This is a genomic window from Streptomyces sp. NPDC091682 (genome assembly GCF_044756625.1).
Taxonomy (GTDB): Bacteria; Actinomycetota; Actinomycetes; order Streptomycetales; family Streptomycetaceae; genus Streptomyces.
This window is the reverse complement of record NZ_JBIVTH010000003.1, coordinates 136,602-153,115: the sequence shown is the minus strand read 5'-3', so window position 1 is coordinate 153,115 and position 16,514 is coordinate 136,602. Positions and strand designations below refer to the sequence as shown.

The 16,514-nt window shown below is 69.8% G+C and carries 14 protein-coding genes and 1 pseudogene; 10 read left to right on the top strand and 5 right to left on the bottom strand.

What is annotated here, in order from left to right; genetic code table 11:
* Positions 1 to 107 precede the first annotated feature (107 nt).
* Genes ACIQK6_RS08735 through ACIQK6_RS08720 form a run of 4 tightly spaced genes read left to right on the top strand, consistent with a single transcriptional unit; the run spans position 108 to position 4,597 of the window.
* Positions 108 to 902, top strand: coding sequence for a toll/interleukin-1 receptor domain-containing protein (locus ACIQK6_RS08735; protein WP_402694571.1), 795 nt, complete (start codon positions 108 to 110; stop codon positions 900 to 902).
* The gene (locus ACIQK6_RS08730) at positions 899 to 2,893 is read left to right on the top strand and encodes a hypothetical protein (RefSeq protein WP_402694570.1); all 1,995 of its coding nucleotides are present in this window, start codon (positions 899 to 901) and stop codon (positions 2,891 to 2,893) included. The genes ACIQK6_RS08735 and ACIQK6_RS08730 overlap by 4 nt, the downstream gene beginning before the upstream one ends.
* A complete protein-coding gene (locus ACIQK6_RS08725; protein ID WP_402694569.1) occupies positions 2,890 to 4,230 on the top strand; it encodes a hypothetical protein in 1,341 nt (446 codons plus the stop codon). Before ACIQK6_RS08730 ends, ACIQK6_RS08725 begins: the two co-directional genes overlap by 4 nt.
* Complete coding sequence (locus ACIQK6_RS08720; protein ID WP_402694568.1) at positions 4,193 to 4,597, top strand: amidohydrolase family protein; 405 nt, start codon at positions 4,193 to 4,195, stop codon at positions 4,595 to 4,597. Before ACIQK6_RS08725 ends, ACIQK6_RS08720 begins: the two co-directional genes overlap by 38 nt.
* 122 nt (positions 4,598 to 4,719) lie before the next feature.
* Here the strand turns inward: ACIQK6_RS08720 and ACIQK6_RS08715 are convergent, their stop codons facing one another.
* Together ACIQK6_RS08715 and ACIQK6_RS08710 are read right to left on the bottom strand one after the other, a co-directional pair.
* A complete protein-coding gene (locus tag ACIQK6_RS08715) occupies positions 4,720 to 5,316 on the bottom strand; it encodes an NADPH-dependent F420 reductase (protein ID WP_402694567.1) in 597 nt (198 codons plus the stop codon).
* Between the two features lie 44 nt (positions 5,317 to 5,360).
* Positions 5,361 to 6,164, bottom strand: coding sequence for a 3'(2'),5'-bisphosphate nucleotidase CysQ (locus ACIQK6_RS08710; RefSeq protein ID WP_402694566.1), 804 nt, complete (start codon positions 6,162 to 6,164; stop codon positions 5,361 to 5,363).
* Positions 6,165 to 6,304: 140 nt separating this feature from the next.
* Between ACIQK6_RS08710 and ACIQK6_RS08705 the strand changes: the two genes are divergently transcribed.
* Positions 6,305 to 7,210, top strand: coding sequence for a LysR family transcriptional regulator (locus ACIQK6_RS08705; protein WP_329097847.1), 906 nt, complete (start codon positions 6,305 to 6,307; stop codon positions 7,208 to 7,210).
* A gap of 101 nt (positions 7,211 to 7,311) precedes the next feature.
* Here ACIQK6_RS08705 and ACIQK6_RS08700 read toward each other — a convergent pair whose 3' ends face one another.
* A complete protein-coding gene (locus ACIQK6_RS08700) occupies positions 7,312 to 8,553 on the bottom strand; it encodes an erythromycin esterase family protein (RefSeq protein ID WP_329097845.1) in 1,242 nt (413 codons plus the stop codon).
* 339 nt (positions 8,554 to 8,892) lie between these two features.
* Between ACIQK6_RS08700 and ACIQK6_RS08695 the strand changes: the two genes are divergently transcribed.
* From ACIQK6_RS08695 to ACIQK6_RS08675, 5 genes and pseudogenes are all read left to right on the top strand, one after another.
* Positions 8,893 to 10,008, top strand: coding sequence for a winged helix DNA-binding domain-containing protein (locus ACIQK6_RS08695; RefSeq protein ID WP_402694565.1), 1,116 nt, complete (start codon positions 8,893 to 8,895; stop codon positions 10,006 to 10,008).
* 188 nt (positions 10,009 to 10,196) lie between these two features.
* Positions 10,197 to 11,888, top strand: a complete 1,692-nt coding sequence (locus ACIQK6_RS08690; RefSeq protein WP_402694564.1) for an AMP-binding protein — start codon at positions 10,197 to 10,199, stop codon at positions 11,886 to 11,888.
* Between the two features lie 215 nt (positions 11,889 to 12,103).
* Positions 12,104 to 12,883 (top strand): annotated as a pseudogene (locus ACIQK6_RS08685) (ISL3 family transposase); the annotation flags it as partial.
* Between the two features lie 673 nt (positions 12,884 to 13,556).
* Positions 13,557 to 13,766: a hypothetical protein gene (locus ACIQK6_RS08680; RefSeq protein ID WP_329107525.1), complete on the top strand. Its 210-nt coding sequence runs from the start codon at positions 13,557 to 13,559 to the stop codon at positions 13,764 to 13,766.
* 216 nt (positions 13,767 to 13,982) lie between these two features.
* Complete coding sequence (locus tag ACIQK6_RS08675) at positions 13,983 to 14,621, top strand: HAD-IA family hydrolase (protein WP_329097841.1); 639 nt, start codon at positions 13,983 to 13,985, stop codon at positions 14,619 to 14,621.
* 329 nt (positions 14,622 to 14,950) lie between these two features.
* Here the strand turns inward: ACIQK6_RS08675 and ACIQK6_RS08670 are convergent, their stop codons facing one another.
* Both ACIQK6_RS08670 and ACIQK6_RS08665 read right to left on the bottom strand, forming a co-directional pair.
* Positions 14,951 to 15,439, bottom strand: coding sequence for a glutathione peroxidase (locus ACIQK6_RS08670; RefSeq protein WP_327382458.1), 489 nt, complete (start codon positions 15,437 to 15,439; stop codon positions 14,951 to 14,953).
* 88 nt (positions 15,440 to 15,527) lie between these two features.
* Entirely contained in the window at positions 15,528 to 16,337 is an 810-nt protein-coding gene (locus ACIQK6_RS08665; protein WP_329097839.1) for a hypothetical protein, read from the bottom strand.
* Positions 16,338 to 16,514: the final 177 nt, after the last annotated feature.

Genomic DNA, 16,514 nt, shown 5'->3' with positions numbered 1-16,514 from the left:
TCCCGTGGACGCCATGCCGTCGCACGGTCGGGGCCTCACCACCACAGCCCCCGAACTCGAACGCATTCGGCACTGTCTTCCGTCTGCCACCCACGAAGGGAACCTTCATGCCCAACGTCTTCGTCAACTACCGCACGGGCGACGAGGAATCAGTGGCGACCATGATCGCTCGTGAGTTAGCCCGACGGTTCGGCAGCGAGCGGATCTTTTTCGCCAGTACTTCGATCGCGCTCGGACAGCGTTTCCCGGCGGAACTGGTCAGGGCGGTGGAGGAGTGCGAGGCGCTCCTAGCCGTGATTGGCCCGCGCTGGGCGGAAGTACAGGGGGAAGACGGCCGCTCCGCCCTCGAAAGCGACCAGGACTGGACCCGTCGTGAGATCCAGACCGCGCTCGACCGAGGGATTCTCGTCATCCCAGTGCTCGTCGGAAAGGCCACACGGATTGACCACGCCGTCCTCCCAGACGATCTGCGGGAGCTGGCGGACTGCCAGTACCGGCGGTTCGACCACCGCAACGCAGAGTCGGACCTGACGGCGATCGGCGACGCCCTCGGCCGACTGCTGCCCGAGCTGGGCGCAGAGGACCACGACCTTCGCGCTGCGCGGGAGCGGGCAGAGGCGAAGCCCCGCAAGAAGTCGGCCCAGGACGCCGGGAACACCAGGATGCGGACGCGCAATGTCGAGCAACGCGTGCGAGGGGGTATCGGAAACCTCAATGGAGACCTGTCCGGCACTTTTGTCAACGAGCCGCAGGGGCCGGTGAACACCGGTCGGGGACACCAGTACAACGCGCCCCACTTCCAGGGTGACAACACCGGGGTCCAGTTCACAGCGGGTGACAACAGCGGTACGGTCCACCAGCGCTTCGAGCGCGAGCGTCGGCGCTCGGACGACGGACGATGACCGAGCAGGACCGCGTCACCGTCAATGATCCGCGCGGCCCGGTGAACAACGGTGAAGGGCACCAGTACGTTTTCTACGGCGCCGGCCCGGACTGGATGATCCGTAGAGGGGTCGAGTCCCTCAGGGTCACTCGTGAAGATCGGAAGCGCCTGGCCGACCGGTTCGTTCGACCGGGGGGCTACCGCGGTGCTGCCGAACGCCTGGAGAAGCCGGGGTCGGTGGTGCTGCTGGAGGCGCCGCCCGGCAGTGGCCGGCGCGCAGCGGCGATCATGCTGCTGCACGGGCTTGGTGAGGACGAGGACGCCGACGAGGATGGCGTCCGGTTCGAGGAGCTTCCCGCCACGGACAAGGACACGGACGCGGGTACGGAGGGGAGCCCTCTCACGCCCGACGAGGGGGACCGGTTCCTCCTCGACCTCTCTGGGATCGCCGACGAGGAGGCGTACACCAAGGCCCAGCGCCTCATGGTCCTGCGTCGTTCACAGGTCCAGGAAGCGCGGGCCCATATGGTCGTCGTCTTGCCGGCGGGGATGGATCACGCGCATTCGCCGGACCTCGAACCGGACAGGGTGACACTGCGGCGTCCCCGGGGAATTGCCGTCATCACCCGGTACCTTCGCATGGGTCGCACGCCCTTCCGCTCTGCCGACCTGCGGAGCGACGACCTCCAGCGCTTGTGTGACCGCTCACCCATGCGAGAACTGGCGCGGCTTGCAGGGCTTGTCAGGTCCGCTCGTGAAGACGGTCGGTTCGGCGCCGATTTTGCGGGTTGGCTTGACCAGGCGATGCACGCGGTCACTGATCGTGCCGGTGACGTGGGCAAGCAGGTGACGACGGTCCGCACCGCCTCCGAGCGGGCGCTGCTACTTGCGACGGCGGTGTTCGAGGAGGCCCATGCCGACACCGTCTACGAGGCGTGGCACGGCTTGATGAAGACGGTGAGGCACGAGGAAGAGGCGACTACTGAGCTCGCGGGGAGCGACTTTGGGGAGCGGTTGGAGGCGCTCGGGATCGAGCGGGATGCTGACGGAGGGCTACGCTTCGGGCGGCTGGCATACGCCGACGCCGTACGGACGTACTTCTGGGCGAACTTCCCTGGGGTACGCGATGAGCTCAAGGACTGGATCGGCCATGCCACTGGTCTACACGGTCTGACCACCGACGACAGAGTGAACGCTGTCGTCCGCTTCGGCGAGCGGTCTCTTGCCGTCGGTCGGCCCGACCACCTTTTCGACCTGGTGGTGCGCTGGACGGATCGTGCAACCGGAGCATCGCGCGACCCGCGAGCTGTGGCCGCCCTCGAACTCGGTCTTAGTCACGAGAGGTTCGGGGGATGGTTCCGCAGGCGTATATACGAATGCGCGACGTCCGGCTCCATATCGGATGGTCTCGCCCGCATCCTGACCAACGCCTGCCTGCAGAACCTCAGCGCGACACACCCTGATCAGGCGATGGTGCGGCTTCACCATCTCGCTGTACGGAAAGGGGCGGCGGCGGGTGAGGCGCGGGAGGCACTCCTCGACCTCGCCAGGCGCGACCGTCGGCTCTACCGACTGCTCATTGACCGCCTGCGGGAGCGGACGGGCCGGGTGCCGCGCGAGACGGATCCCCATCTCCACCTGCTCAGTGAGCTGTTGAGCAGCGCTCGGGCACCGGATCCGCCACCATGGCCGGACCTGTACCTGGGCTGGGAGGCGGTCTTCTCTCAGCGGCCGACGGACCTCTGGAACCTGCTGGCGAGTAGCTGGCTGAACGCAGTGGCGGGCGACAGTACGCGGGAGATGGCGCTGGGCTTGATGGTCAGGGCGACGCACAGCCGCGCGGTCGCTCTCCACCGCCTCTACACCATTGCTTACGACTGGGTGGGACCCACGCGCCACCCGTCGAGGGAAGCTGTCGCCGCCCTCTTCTGGCGGCACATCGACCACGCGCAGTACGCCCGCGCAGAGAGTACGGGTGGCGGACCACGGACCACGGAAGAGGCACGATGAAACACCGCTTTCCCAGCCTGCTGTTCGTCGCTCTCTGCGGCCTGGCACCGGCTGCGTTCGGGAACCTCCTGCACTGGTCGGCGTGGCTGTGGGGCTTCATGTGCATGGTCACGACCTCGGGTTCCCTACTGCTCGTGATGATGGCCCCCGGCCGTGGCAGCGTGCCGGTCGATCCGCACGAGCCCAGGGAACCCGAGCCGCCCGCGGCGCCGTCGGAGCAGCCTTACGAAGAGACGCGGGTGGTCGACGCGGCGCTGCCGAGCTCGGCGGACGGCTACGACTTCCTCTTCTCCGCAACCGTGTGGTGGAGGCCGGCTCCCGGTCGCGACGGCTACTCTGACGGCGCCTCCCCGGCCCTTGCCGTGGCCTCGGTCGTCAGCCGGGCCTTGGCGGTTGTCCAGCACGAGGAGCCCGGTCGGGCGAGCTTCGCGCAGTATCTCTTGGAGGGGGAGCTGGGCGTCCCGCTCCCCGACCGGAGCGGACGGGTCAAGGCCCTGGCGGCGGAGGTGACGCTGACCCTCGCCCCCGCTGATCGCGAGCGCCTACGGAAGTTGAACGACCTTCGCAAGGACGAGGAGGTCTGGGAGTACGAGCGTCATCACGAGCGCAACAAGCGGCGCTACCTCGGTGACGACGTGCTCAAGAGTGCGGGCAGCGCGGTGGTGTGGTGGCTGGCCCGACATGAGAACGAGATCGAGAAGGCGGTCGACATGATCGGTCCGCTCGCCCAGATCGCCGCGGCGGCCAACGACGAGGAGGTGCCCGAGCTCTTCCGTCACCTGCTCGTCCCGCCCGTGGGTGCGCGAAGCGAGGCGACCGTTGGGGGCCCGCTTTGGGATGGGCGCAGTCACGAAGGAGGATCCTTCAACCACGAGGAAGAAGTGAGGGTTTCGGACCGGCTGCTTCTGTTGCTGGCGGCGGTGGGCCTGAAGCCGGACATGGATGAGTGCACGGTGTTCGTGCACCGTGTGGTGCGGAGCCTGGAGGCAGCCGGGCTGGACGAGGCCGCCGAGGAGGTCAGGCGGACTCTCCTCTCTACGTCCGAAGAGTACTGGGGTGGAGGGTCGGAGGAGGGTAGGGCTCCAAGCGAGTTTGACGGCACCGAGACTTGGTCGCCGGGCTACCCAGGACCTGAGGACTCGCAGCCCACCGATGCGGGTGCTGCCACGTTCACGCCGGGCGCGCAGGCGGGCGACGAAGTGGAACGTAACCAAGGTTGGCGGGAGGCAGCTGAGGACGATACGCATCCTCCGCACTTCTGGGACACCCTGCAAGACCCGCACCGACCCGCAGGTCCTCATGTACGGGATGCGGACGACAAGGACGGAAAGAGCTGATCTGGTAGCCAGACGGCCCCCAGAGGGCGGCGTTTACAACGGTGACCATGCGGGGCAGCGGGCGGCTCGACTCGGCGGCGCCCTGGCCGACCCGCTGTGTGCCGCACTGCGCCGCAGTAAATGCTTCTTCGAGCACATCGACGTCCCCCAAGACCGGATCATCGCCATGGCCACCACCAACGCCGCCCGGGCGCTGGGGCTGGACGGCCGGACCGGTCGTCTCGCACCGGGCTGTCGTGCGGACGTCCTCGTCGTCGACGGCAACCCCCTTGATGCTGTCGATGTCCTGCGCGCCGTACGCTTCGTCCTCGCCGCTGGCCGCCCCCACGTTCCCCAGCAAACGGCCCTGCGCGCAGCAGCTCACTGAACGACGCCCGGGTGCCCTGGTACATGTCATGACCGGTGTGTGGGCGCTGTTGTGACCGCGTCCCATCTGCCTGCGGTGATCCGAATTTCCGCGACACTCCTGCGGCTTGCGGGGCTGGATGGTCAGTGGGTGATCGAGATGGCGAAGGGGGTGAATCCGGTGGAGCGGATGACGTGGGGGACGAACAGGATGGCGGCTTCCGTGGCGCGGGCGGTCTGGATTCCGCCGAGGTCGGTGATCCATTCTTTGTGCCAGCCGAGGTCGGTGAGGAGTTCGCGGACGGTTTGCTTGGCGAGGGGGTCCTCGCCGGAGAGGAAGGCGGTGGGGGTTTGGGTGAGGGTGGCGGGGGCGGTCATCACGGGGAAGAGCATGGTGTTGAGGGTCTTGACGACGTGTGTTTCGGGGAGTGCTGCCTGGAGTTGTTCGGCGAGGCTGGAGCCGGGGTAGATGAGGTCGGCGGGCAGGCCGTCGGGTCCGTCGGTGGTGGCGTTGGAGACGTCGATGAGGATCTTGTCGTGTAGCTCTTCGCGCAGGGCGGTGAGGTGTTTCAGGGAGCTGGCGCCCGGGGTGGCGTTGATGACGATCCGGGCGGTTCGGGTGGCGTGGGCGGCGGCGCCTGGTGTGCGGTCCGCCACGGTGACTTCGTGTCCTGCGCGGGTGAGGGCGGTGGCCAGGTTGCCGCCGACGCGGCCGTTTCCGAGAACTGCGATCGTGGTCATGAGGTGTGGTCCCTGTTCGTGTGTGCGGGTGGGGTGGTGTTCGGTCAGCGGGAGAGGGTGGCGACGGCCTGGGCGTGGATGTCGGGTGCGGTGGCCAGGAAGCTGTGGCTCTGTGGGGTCCAGGGGCGGCCCTGGGCGTCGGAGATGCGTCCGCCGGCTTCGGTGACGAGGAGCGCGCCGGGCAGTAGGTCCGCGCGGGCGCCGGCGAACTGCCAGAAGGCGTCGATCCGGCCGGCGGCCACGTTCGTCAGGTGCAGGGTGGCGGGCACGGCGGTGCGGACGACGAGTGCGTCGAAGAGCATCGCGGTGATCGAGGAGCCGACGCGCCGGACGACGTTGTCGTCCTCGTCGGGTCGGGCCTGGCTGGTGGCCACGATGCCCAGGCCGAGGTCGGCGGTCTGGGAGACGTGCAGGGGCCGGCCGTCGAGGTGGGCTCCCGCGCCGGTGAGCGCGGTGTAGGTCTGGTCGGTCAGCGGCAGGTGGACCACGGTGAGTACCGGCTGGTTGTCGCGCACGAGGGTGGCGGTCACCGCCCACTCGGGCAGGGCGTGCAGGTGGTTGACGTTGCCCTCGGCCGGGTCCACGACCCACCACTCGCCGGGCGGCAGCGCCCCGCCGTCCAGCTCGTCCTCCACCCAACTGGCGGCCGGGCGCAGGCTCGTGAGGCGGGGGCGCAGGATGTTGAGGGCCGTGTCGTCGTTGACGGTGAGCGCCCGCATCAACTCTTCGCGGGTCTGATAGCGGACCACCTCACCGAACCGCTCCCGCAGCGCCGAACCGGCGGCGCGCACGGCGGCCACGGTCTGATCGAGCAAGCCGGCGTCAGGGGTCTGAAGGGTTTCGGACATGGTGGTACTCCCGTCTGAGCAAGGGGTGTTGAAGAAGATCTCGGGCCGGGCCGTGCGTTCCGTCCTGCGCCGTGATGACGAAGCTATCCACCCCCTCCGTTAACATCAAATGCATGTCAAACACGGCTGGGATTACTCCCATGCAATTGGATTTGAATCTGCTCACCGCGCTCGACGCGCTGCTGGAGGAGGGCAGCGTGGCCGGGGCGGCCGCACGCCTGCACGTGACCGCCCCCGCGATGAGCCGGAGTCTGGGCCGGATCCGGCGCACGACCGGGGACCAGATCCTGGTGCGCACCGGCCGCACCATGACCCCGACGCCCTACGCCATCGCCGTCCGGGAACAGGTGCACGAACTGCTGGAGCAGGTCCGGGGCGTGCTGGCACCGAGCCGTGAACTCGATCCGGCAACGCTGGAACGCACCTTCACACTTCGCTGGCACGATTCCCTGGTCGCCCTCAGCGGCCCCGCGCTGCTCGCGGCCGTACGCGGACAGGCACCGGGCGTGCGGCTGCGCTTCGTCGCGGAATCGAGCACCGACACCCCTGAACTGCGACGCGGCGAGGTCGATCTGGAGGCGAACGCCAATCGCCCGAGCGCACCGGACATCCGCGCCGAGCACGTGGGTGAGACCCGCCTCGTTGCCGTCGTGAGGCAGGGACACCCCCTCACTCGCGCCGGAACCGTCACCGCACAGCAGTACGCCGCCGCCGAACACGTCACCGTCTCGCGACGCGGAAACCTCAGCAATGCCCTCGACGACGCCCTCACCCGGCTCGGCCTCGCCCGCCGGGTGGTGGCGGCCGCCCCCACGGAAGCAGCCGCGCTGGAGTTCGCGCGCGGCACCGACCTCGTGATCAGCATCCCCGAAATCACCACGCGCACCGCGGTTGCCGAGCTCGGCCTGGTCGTGCTCCCCCTGCCTCTCGAACTCCCCTCGGCACCGGTGTACCTGTCATGGCACCAGCGTTACGACAGCGACCACGCCCACACCTGGCTGCGCGCACTGGCGCGAACCGCACTGGCCGCGTGCGGAGCGTCGTAGCCGACTCCGCCCGGCCGGCCACTACGTACGGCGCCGGCCGGCGCGCAGGTCTGCACGACGTAGCGGCGCGAGCGTGCTCGACCTGTGGCCGTGAAGGAGCTTCAGTCCTCCGCCGCGGGCAGCACGTGGGAGCAGGTCGAGCGTGCTACGAACGCGATGCCGTCGTAGTCCTCGGCCGGAACGAGCGGGGCCGTGTTCAAGCGGTAGAGGAACCGCGGGACGTTGGCGCCGAAGCTGCGCTGTGCGTGCGGGGCGTGCAGCCAGGGCGCGGCGCCGGCAGGGGAATCCGCGGCGCGAAGGTCCGCGTAGTAGTCGCCGGGCAAGGCGTGCGCGAGCCGGGCCTCCAGGGAGCGGAAGCCGGTGCCGATGCGGTGGCGTACCGGCCGGCCCTGGTAATCGTTGCCGCGGCGGGCCAGGAAGGAGCCCTTGCCGAAGAGGAGGGCCAGCGCGTAGTAGGCGTCGCCGTACCGTTCGCGGAGTCTGCTACCGAGGGCCGGCACCTGTTCTCCGTACGTGCCCTTAGCGATGTGCCCGTTGTGTGCCCAGACCATGATGCGCGCCTCGGGGTCGTCGTCCACGAGCCGTGCGACGGCCTCGGCCATATAGCGGTCACGCACGGCGTACACGCCGTCCTCGCCGACCGAGGCTTCGAGGGGGCGGGTCACCAGGTCGGCGGCGCGGACCAGGATCCGCGCGTGCTCCAGGGCCTCGTCGGCGTCGTGGCCGGGACCCGACTGCTCGGCGTGGTCCGCGACGAGGCGGGCGATCTCCTCGGCGCGCCGCATCAGGGCCTGGTCCGGGTCCGGAAGCGAGGCCGGGCGGGCCCGGGCCAGTACGTCCAAGGCGCGGACGTGCCCGGCTCGATCGGGCGCCGTCCGGGACAGGAAGGCGGCGACGCCCTCGACCGAGTCGGCGCAGAGCTGGGGGTCCGTTCCCACGAAGCGGGTCCGGCGCTCTTCGGGCAGGTCGCGGTTGTGGGCGCGCAGCCACTCGACGAGGTCGACCATCTCGCGGGTGCGCCAGGTCCAGAAGCCCAGCCGGGCGACCAGCCGTTCGGGGTCGCCCGTGCCGTACCGCACGTACGCGTCGAGCGCGCGGGCGGCGGACTGGCTGGCCTCCATGGCGAGGGTGGTGAACCCCTCCTCACGGACCAGGAACTCCACGATGCGGTGCTTCAGCCGGAAGAACTCACTCGTGCCGTGGGTGGATTCGCCCAAACCGACGATCCGTGTCCCCCGCAGGGCCTCGCCCAGCGGTTTGAGGTCCGCCACCGGCGCACCGGGAGCCAGGGTGTTCAAGCGGTCGGCGTGCTCGTTCAGCCATCGGGCCATGTCGTCGGGCACCGTGTTGCCTCTTCTCCCCGCGTGCGGCAGGGCGGCACGGCACGTGTGCGCGCTCCGGCCTGTCGTAGCCGTTCATGGGTCAGTTCATCGCCTTCCGGCAGGCCGCGACGATCTCCTGGAGGTCCCGGACGGCGTCCGGTCGACCCTGCTCGGAATACACTCCCGCGACGTTGACGACAACTTCGTTTGCCCGCGCCCGACCGTATTCGGTCAGCTGTGCGGCGATGTTTCCGGGCGGCCGGAACCGACCCGACCCGGCCGTGCCCTGCGCCACCGCGGGTCGGCTTTCGAGCGGGGTTGCGGACGGAAGCTGTCCGCAAGGGGGGCTACTTTGCTGCCATGGCTTCCAGGACGACACACCCCGTACTCAGCACCCGCGCTCTGAACCGTGCCACGCTCGCACGCCAACTGCTGCTGAGCCGTGCCGAGATGTCCGCGGGGGACGCAGTCGCGCACCTGCTCGGGCTGCAGGCGCAGAACGTGAAGCCGCCCTACTTCCAGTTGCACGCCCGGCTCGCCGGCTTCCGGCCCGCCGAGCTGGCCGGGCTCATGGAGTCCCGCGAGGTCGTCCGGATGGTCACCATGCGGTCGACGATCCACACGCACACCGCCCACGACGCCCTGGCCCTGAGGCCCCTCGTCCAGCCCGCCCGCGACCGCGAGGTCACCTACTTCCGCAAGGGGCTCGCGGGGGTGGATCTGGACCGGCTCGCGCAGCGCGCCCGCGCCTTCGTCGAGAGCGAGCCGCGCACCATGGGCGAGATCCGCGAGGAACTGCTCAAGGAATGGCCCGACGCCGACCCGCAGTCCCTGTCCGTCGCCGCCCGCTGCCGGCTGCCGCTGGTCCAGGTCACCCCCCGTGGGGTGTGGGGGCGCAGCGGCCGGGTCCGGCTCACCACCGTCGAGACCTGGCTCGGGAAGCCCGCCGGTGCGGCGCAGCCCGTGGACGAGGTCGTGCTGCGCTACCTCGCAGCCTTCGGGCCCGCCTCCGTCAAGGACATGCAGACCTGGGCCGGACTGACCCGGCTGCGCGAAGCCTTCGAGCGACTGCGCCCGAGCCTCCTCGTCTTCCAGGACGAGAACGGCGCGGAGCTCTTCGACCTCCCGGACGGCCCCCGCCCCGACGCGGACGCCCCGGCCCCGCCCCGCTTCCTCCCGGAGTTCGACAACCTGCTGCTCTCGCACGCCGACCGCGCCCGCGTGGTCGCCCCCGAGATCAAGGGACGCACGTGGACCGGGAACCAGGCCCACTGCACCCTGCTCGTGGACGGATTCCTCGCCGGCTTGTGGAAGCTGGAAGGGCAGGCGCTCACCGTCGAGCTGTTCCACCCGGTCCCGAAGGCGGCGAAGGAGGAGATCGTCGCCGAAGGGGAGTTGATGGCGGAAGGGATGGCGGAAGGGATGGCGGACGGGGGTGGTGGTGCGGCCGTACGCTTCGGGGCGATCAACCCCTGACGGGCGCCCCCCGAAGGGTCCGGGCCGATCCGGGCCGATCCGGGCCGGTTCCGCGCGATCCCGGGCGGTTCGGGCCGGTCCGGGCCGGTCCCGCGAGGTCCCGGGCGCTCCCGCGCGCTCCCGGGCGGTCAACTCACGGCTGACGCCGCACTGGTGGTCCGTACACCGAAGGCGGCACGATGCCGGTCATGACGACCGAGAGCACACAGGACGACGCCACCGCCCGTTTTCTGGCCGCCCGGGACTTCCTGCTGGAACGCCGCGGCGACTACGAGGCCGCCCGCGCCGGATTCACCTGGCCCCGCCCCCACCGCTTCAACTGGGCCCTGGACTGGTTCGACCACATCGCCGCCGGGAACGACGCCGACGCCCTGCGCATCGTCGAGGAGGACGGCACCAGCCGGGGCCTCACCTTCGCGGAGCTCGCCGTACGGTCGGGCGCCGCCGCCAACTGGCTCCGCGAGCAGGGAGTAGCGCCCGGCGACCGGATCCTGGTCATGCTCGGCAACCAGCGCGAGCTGTGGGAGGTGATGCTCGGCGCGATGAAGCTGCGCGCCGTCGTCATCCCGGCCACCCCGCTGCTCGGCCCGGCCGACCTGCGCGACCGGGTCGAACGCGGCCGGGTGCGCCACGTCATCGCGCGCGCCGAGGACACGGCCAAGTTCGACGAGGTGCCGGGCGGTTACACCCGGATCGCCGTCGGGGACCAGGTCCCCGACGGCTGGCTGGAGCTGGCGGACACGGCAGCCGCCGACGGCGATTTCACGCCGGACGGCGAGACCCTCGCCACCGACCCGCTCATGCTCTACTTCACCTCCGGCACCACCGACCGCCCCAAGCTCGTCGAGCACACGCACGCCTCGTACCCCATCGGGCACCTCTCCACCATGTACTGGCTCGGGCTGCGCCCCGGCGACGTGCACCTCAACATCGCCTCGCCCGGCTGGGCCAAGCACGCCTGGTCCAACCTCTTCGCGCCGTGGAACGCCGGAGCGACCGTCTTCGTCCACAACTACACCCGCTTCGACGCCGAGCGACTGATGGCCGAGATGGACCGGCACGGCGTGACCACGTTCTGTGCCCCGCCCACCGTGTGGCGGATGCTGATCCAGTCCGACCTCACCAAGCTGGCCAGGCCCCCGCGCGAGGCCGTCGCCGCCGGGGAACCGCTGAACCCGGAGGTCATCGAGCGGGTCCGCGCCGCCTGGGGCGTCACCATCCGCGACGGCTTCGGCCAGACCGAGACCACCCTCCAGGTCGGGAACTTCCCCGGGGTGCCCGTCAAGCCCGGCTCCATGGGCCGGCCCGCCCCCGGCTACGAGATCGTCCTGCTGGACCCGGTCACCGGCAAGGAGTCCCCCGACGAGGGGGAGCTCTGCGTGGACCTGCGCACCCGGCCGGCCGGGGTGACGACCGGCTACCGCGACGATCCGCAGCGCACGGCCGAGGCCGTGGCGGACGGTCTCTACCGCACCGGTGACATCGCCGCGCGCGACGCCGACGGGTACCTCACCTACGTCGGGCGCTCCGACGACGTGTTCAAGGCCTCTGACTACAAGATCAGCCCGTTCGAGCTGGAGAGCGCCCTGCTGGAACACGAGGCGGTGGCCGAGGCCGCCGTCGTTCCGGCCCCGGACGCGCTGCGGCTCGCGGTCCCGAAGGCGTACGTCACCCTCGCGGGCGGCTGGGAGCCCGGGCCGGAGACCGCCCGGGTGCTGTTCGAGCACTCCCGCGCGGTGCTGTCCCCGTACAAGCGGATCCGCCGCATCGAGTTCGCCGAGCTCCCGAAGACCGTGTCCGGCAAGATCCGCCGGGTGGAGCTGCGGGAGCTCACCGCGGCCGGGTCGGCGGGGGAGTACGACGAGGCCGACCTGGCCTGAGCGCAGGGCGTCCGGGGCGTACGGGCTGCTGCGCGCGCCGCAGCGCAGCGCGCCGGGGAGCCGCGCAGCAGCCCCTACGGAGTGTCCGGGGGCCCCTGTGCGCTCAAAACGCGGTTCTGGCACAGATCTTGGGGAGTCGTCGCGGAGCGTTACCCCGTTGTTCGATTGCGAGGAGACGGGTTCGCGTGAGACCGCGTACGCCTTGTCTTCCGACGATGAGAGATGACGCTCCATCAGGTGTCTGCCTGTCGCTGCTGCGGTCGGTTGTGGGCGTGATGGTGCTGGTCATGCTGACCGATGCACCGTTCTGGGACTCGATGGTGTTCGAGGGGATCGACGATGTGGATGTCGAGGCGGTTACGACCGCGTTCGGCACGGTCGAGGTGGTGGCGAGAGGCCGCGCCGCCGGGGCTGCATGTCCGGACTGCGGCCGCTTCTCGGACCGAGTCCACGACCGTTACCAGCGCAGGCTGAAGGACCTTCCGCTCGCTGAACAGGGCTTCGTGATCCGGCTGACGGTTCGGCGCTTCATCTGCGGAGCGGCGGACTGCCCGCGCCGGACGTTCGCCGAGCCGTTCTCCGGGCTGGCCGCCCCACATGCACGGTCCACCAAAAGGCTCAACCGCGCCCTGGAGCGAGTAGGGCTCGCGCTGGCCGGGCAGGCCGGCGCACGGCTGGCTGCCCAGTTGGGCTTCGGCGCGGGAAGAATGACCTTGTTACGCAGGGTCAGGGCATTGCCCGATCCACGGTTCAGCACGCCACGTGTGCTGGGCGTGGACGACTTCGCGATCCGTCGCGGCCAGACCTACTCCACCGTCTTGACCAGCGTCGAAGACCATCGTGTGGTCGACGTGCTCCCGACGCGCGAGGCCGGGCCGCTGGCCGCGTGGCTGATCCGTCACCCAGGCGTTGAGATCATCTGCCGGGACCGGGCGGGCGCCTACGCTGAGGGTGCCCGCCGCGGTGCCCCCGACGCTCTGCAGGTTGCAGACCGGTTCCATCTGTGGCAGGGCCTCGGCCGAGCCGTGGAGACCTGTGTCGCTGCCCATCGCGACTGCCTGCGCGACCCGTTGCCCAGCGGCATGTTGCCGGAGGCCACCGGACTGACTTCCGGCCGACCGCAGGACGACCAGGCGCCCGTCGGCCGGCGGGCTGAGCGCAAGAAGGCCGCGCACGCCCTGGTCCACGAGCTCCTTGCCCAAGGTCACTCACGCCGGGCGATCGCCCGGCACCTGGGCTGGGGCCTCAACACCGTGCTCCGGTACGCGAATGCCGCACGTTGGCAGGACACCATTCGCGAGAACCGGGCCCGGCCCAGCAGACTGGACCCCTACAAGCCCTACCTGGAGCGGCGATTCGCCGAGGGATGCACCAGCGTCACCCGACTGCACGGCGAGCTGGTGGCCGAGCAAGCTCCCGTCACCTACGGCATGGTCCGCGCGCACATCGCCACATTGCGCGGGGCTCCGTCCGCCGCACCGCCGCGGACACCGACGGTGCGACAGGTGACCGGCTGGCTCACCCGTCACCCCACGACCCTGACCGACGAAGACCACGCCGGTCTGAAGGATGTCCTGGCCCGCTGCCCCGAACTGGACAAGGCCGCCGGACATGTCCGCGACTTCGGCGAGATGAACCCGCCGCCTCGGCTCCACGCTCCCTGCCTGGATCGACGCAGTCGACGCCAGCCAGCTGCCCGGCCTCACTGGCTTCGCGCTTCACCTGCTCCGGGATCTCGACGCTGTGATAGCCGGGCTCACCCTGGACTGGAGCTCGGGCAGCATCGAGGGCGCCGTGAACCGCATCAAGAAGATCAAAAGGCAGCTCTATGGCCGAGCCGGCTTCGAACTACTCCGCAAGATGATCCTGCTCCAGTGACGCTCAGGGACGGCTCTCCAAGCCCTGTGACAGACCAAGCTTTTGAAGGCACCTGCTCATTCAGGCGAGTCGGGTCGGCGGCTTGCGACAGGACTGTCACAGCTCCGAAGATCGCTTGACCTCGCCCCAGAGGGAGAGACGACAGTGTCTGAGTCGATCACATGAGCGGGCGGTCTGCGCTCGCTGGTCAGACCAGGACGAAGAGGGGGAGTTTGCGTGACCGCGACCTGCGTCATTCTCGACATCGGCGGCGTGCTGGAGATCACGCCGGAAACGGGATGGGTGCAACGGTGGGAAGAGCAGCTGAAGCTGCCTCTGGGCACTGTCCATGAACGGATGCACGACGTGTGGCGGGCTGGGAGCGTTGGGAGCATCAGCGAGCGAGAGGTGCACGAGCAGGTGGCGGCCCGTTTGGGTCTCGACGCCCCTCAGGTTGAAGCCTTCATGGCTGATCTGTGGGCGGAGTATCTAGGGACGCCGAACGAGGAGCTGATCGACTATGTGCGAGGGCTGCGCGGAAGGTGCAGGCTGGGCATCCTGAGCAACAGCTTCGTCGGCGCCCGGGAGCGGGAGACGACGCTGTACCACTTCGACGAACTGGTGGAGCAGATCGTCTACTCGCACGAGATCGGTGTTGAGAAGCCCGACCTGCGGGCCTTCGAGGCAGCATGCGCCAGCTTGGACGTGCGGCCGGAAAACTGCCTGTTCATCGATGATGTCGCAATCAACGTTGCGGCCGCCCAGGCGGCGGGCATGCAGGCGCATCTGTTCGAGGACAACGCCCGGACCGTCACGCGCATCGCAGCTCATCTGAATGCCGGGCCCTTGACCCCAGAACGGGTCCCGCTCGGATGACGTCGGCCTGGCCGGTCTTCAGCGGTGCCGGCCAGGCGTTGAAGCAGTTGATCAGCGCCCCTGCGTGTTCGGCTCGGGCGCGGGTGCTGTCGAGGCGGCAGGCGTCGGTGCCCGCTTCGATGACGGTTCCGTTGAAGGCGAGGCGGCCGATGATGGCCGCGCAGAGACGGGGACCGGTGAAGGTGTCCAACCAATCGGGCTGGCGGGGTTCGTGATCATCCCTAATAAATCGAACGCCACCGTCACCCTCCGCGACCGCTCCCCAAGGTCTGTGCCAGAACCCAAAACCCGGGTACTACGTGGGTACTACCCGGGTACCCACGCGCGTACTACGCCGGCAGGTGCGCCTCGATCGCGGCGATGACCTCGGGGGCCTCCGGCTCGGTGCGCGGGCGGAAACGCGCCACGACCTCGCCGGCGGGGGAGATCAGGAACTTCTCGAAGTTCCACTGGATGTCCCCGGCCTCGCCGTCCGCGTCCGGGGTCTTCACCAGCTCCGCGTAGAGGGGGTGCCGGTTCTCGCCGTTGACCTCGGACTTCTCCAGGATCGGGAAGGTGACGCCGAAGCCGGCCGAGCAGAAGGTCTGGATGTCCTCGGCGTTGCCGGGCTCCTGCTCGCCGAACTGGTTGCAGGGCACGCCGATGACCGTGAAGCCCTTCTCCTCGTACGCGAACTGCAGGCGGGCCAGTCCCGAGTACTGGGGGGTGAGCCCGCACTGGGAGGCGGTGTTCACCAGGAGGATCGCCTTGCCCTTGTGGGCGGCGAGGCTGGTGGGCTCGTCGGACAGCGTGGTCAGCGGGATGTCGTACAGGCTCATCGGGCTCTCCTGGGCAGGAAGTAGGCAATGCCCACGAGCTTAGGGGGTAGCTCCTCGATCCTGCCGGGGACACCCGTTCCCGGAGGGCCTACGCGTCCGGGCCGACCAGCGCGTCCGCCGGGTCGTTGACCGGTTGTGGCATGCCGGTCAGGTCCATGACGAAAAGTGGTATGCCGAGATCGTCCGCGCGGGCCCGGGCCTCCGCCGTGTATCCCGCGAGTGCGAAGTAGACGCTGGTCGCGGAGGCCGTGAGTCCGTTCAGCCAGACGCACTCCACCGCCCGCAGCCCGGCCGGCGCCGTGGTCGGGTCCACCTGGGCGACCAGGCCCGGAGCCCGCAGGTCCACGGTCGCCGCCGGGATCGGGCGCCCGTCGGGCTGCCGTACGTCCCGGAATCCGAGCCAGCGCAGGTACAGCGCGGCCGTGGCCACCGCGTCGCGGGCCGTACGGATGGTCACCGGCCGGAACGCGGGCCGCGGCACCGGCGCGCTCGGCGGCGACGGGATGTGCGCCGGGCGCCGGCCCGTGCCTCCGCCCGTGCCTCCGCCCGCGGGCCCGCCCGCTGGTCCGCCGGGATCCGGTCGGGCGGCCTCCGGAGGCGACCCCGCCGGATCCGCCGGGGTCCCCGCCGCCTCCAGCGGGTGGACCGCGATGAGCACCACCGTCCCGCACGAGCCGCAGCCCAGTTCGGGATGCGGCCACTCGCTCTCCCGTCCGCACGTCGTGCAGCGCACCGTCACCCAGGTGTCCGACCAGGTCCGATGGGTCAGCGGGACCGGCGGCGCCGCCAGGTCCAGCGGGGGATGGACCGGACTTCCGCAGGCACAGGGGAAGACCGGGGCGGTGTAGCCGTTCTCGCGCAGGCACGCCGGGCAGCGCACCGGTACCGCTTCCGCCATGAGACCTGGACCCCCTCCGTCGCTGTGCGTAGGTCCATGCTCCACCACCGGCGACCGCCGGGGGGAGGCCGCACGCCTTTTCCGGGGGATTCCCGCCGGCGCATCGGTGATTTGTACAAGTCGCCGACCGAGATGCGGCTTTTGGTGGTTTCCGAGGTCCCCCACCGCCTTGACGTC

Excerpts from the sequence above, each read along its gene's own strand:
- ACIQK6_RS08670 (WP_327382458.1), bottom strand. The coding sequence starts at position 15,439 with ATGAGCCTGTACGACATCCCGCTGACCACGCTGTCCGACGAGCCCACC.
- ACIQK6_RS08715 (WP_402694567.1), bottom strand. The coding sequence starts at position 5,316 with ATGACCACGATCGCAGTTCTCGGAAACGGCCGCGTCGGCGGCAACCTG.
- ACIQK6_RS08710 (WP_402694566.1), bottom strand. The coding sequence starts at position 6,164 with ATGTCCGAAACCCTTCAGACCCCTGACGCCGGCTTGCTCGATCAGACC.
- ACIQK6_RS08690 (WP_402694564.1), top strand. The coding sequence starts at position 10,197 with ATGACGACCGAGAGCACACAGGACGACGCCACCGCCCGTTTTCTGGCC.
- ACIQK6_RS08665 (WP_329097839.1), bottom strand. The coding sequence starts at position 16,337 with ATGGCGGAAGCGGTACCGGTGCGCTGCCCGGCGTGCCTGCGCGAGAAC.
- ACIQK6_RS08695 (WP_402694565.1), top strand. The coding sequence starts at position 8,893 with ATGGCTTCCAGGACGACACACCCCGTACTCAGCACCCGCGCTCTGAAC.
- ACIQK6_RS08720 (WP_402694568.1), top strand. The coding sequence starts at position 4,193 with ATGTACGGGATGCGGACGACAAGGACGGAAAGAGCTGATCTGGTAGCC.
- ACIQK6_RS08725 (WP_402694569.1), top strand. The coding sequence starts at position 2,890 with ATGAAACACCGCTTTCCCAGCCTGCTGTTCGTCGCTCTCTGCGGCCTG.
- ACIQK6_RS08735 (WP_402694571.1), top strand. The coding sequence starts at position 108 with ATGCCCAACGTCTTCGTCAACTACCGCACGGGCGACGAGGAATCAGTG.
- ACIQK6_RS08705 (WP_329097847.1), top strand. The coding sequence starts at position 6,305 with ATGCAATTGGATTTGAATCTGCTCACCGCGCTCGACGCGCTGCTGGAG.
- ACIQK6_RS08730 (WP_402694570.1), top strand. The coding sequence starts at position 899 with ATGACCGAGCAGGACCGCGTCACCGTCAATGATCCGCGCGGCCCGGTG.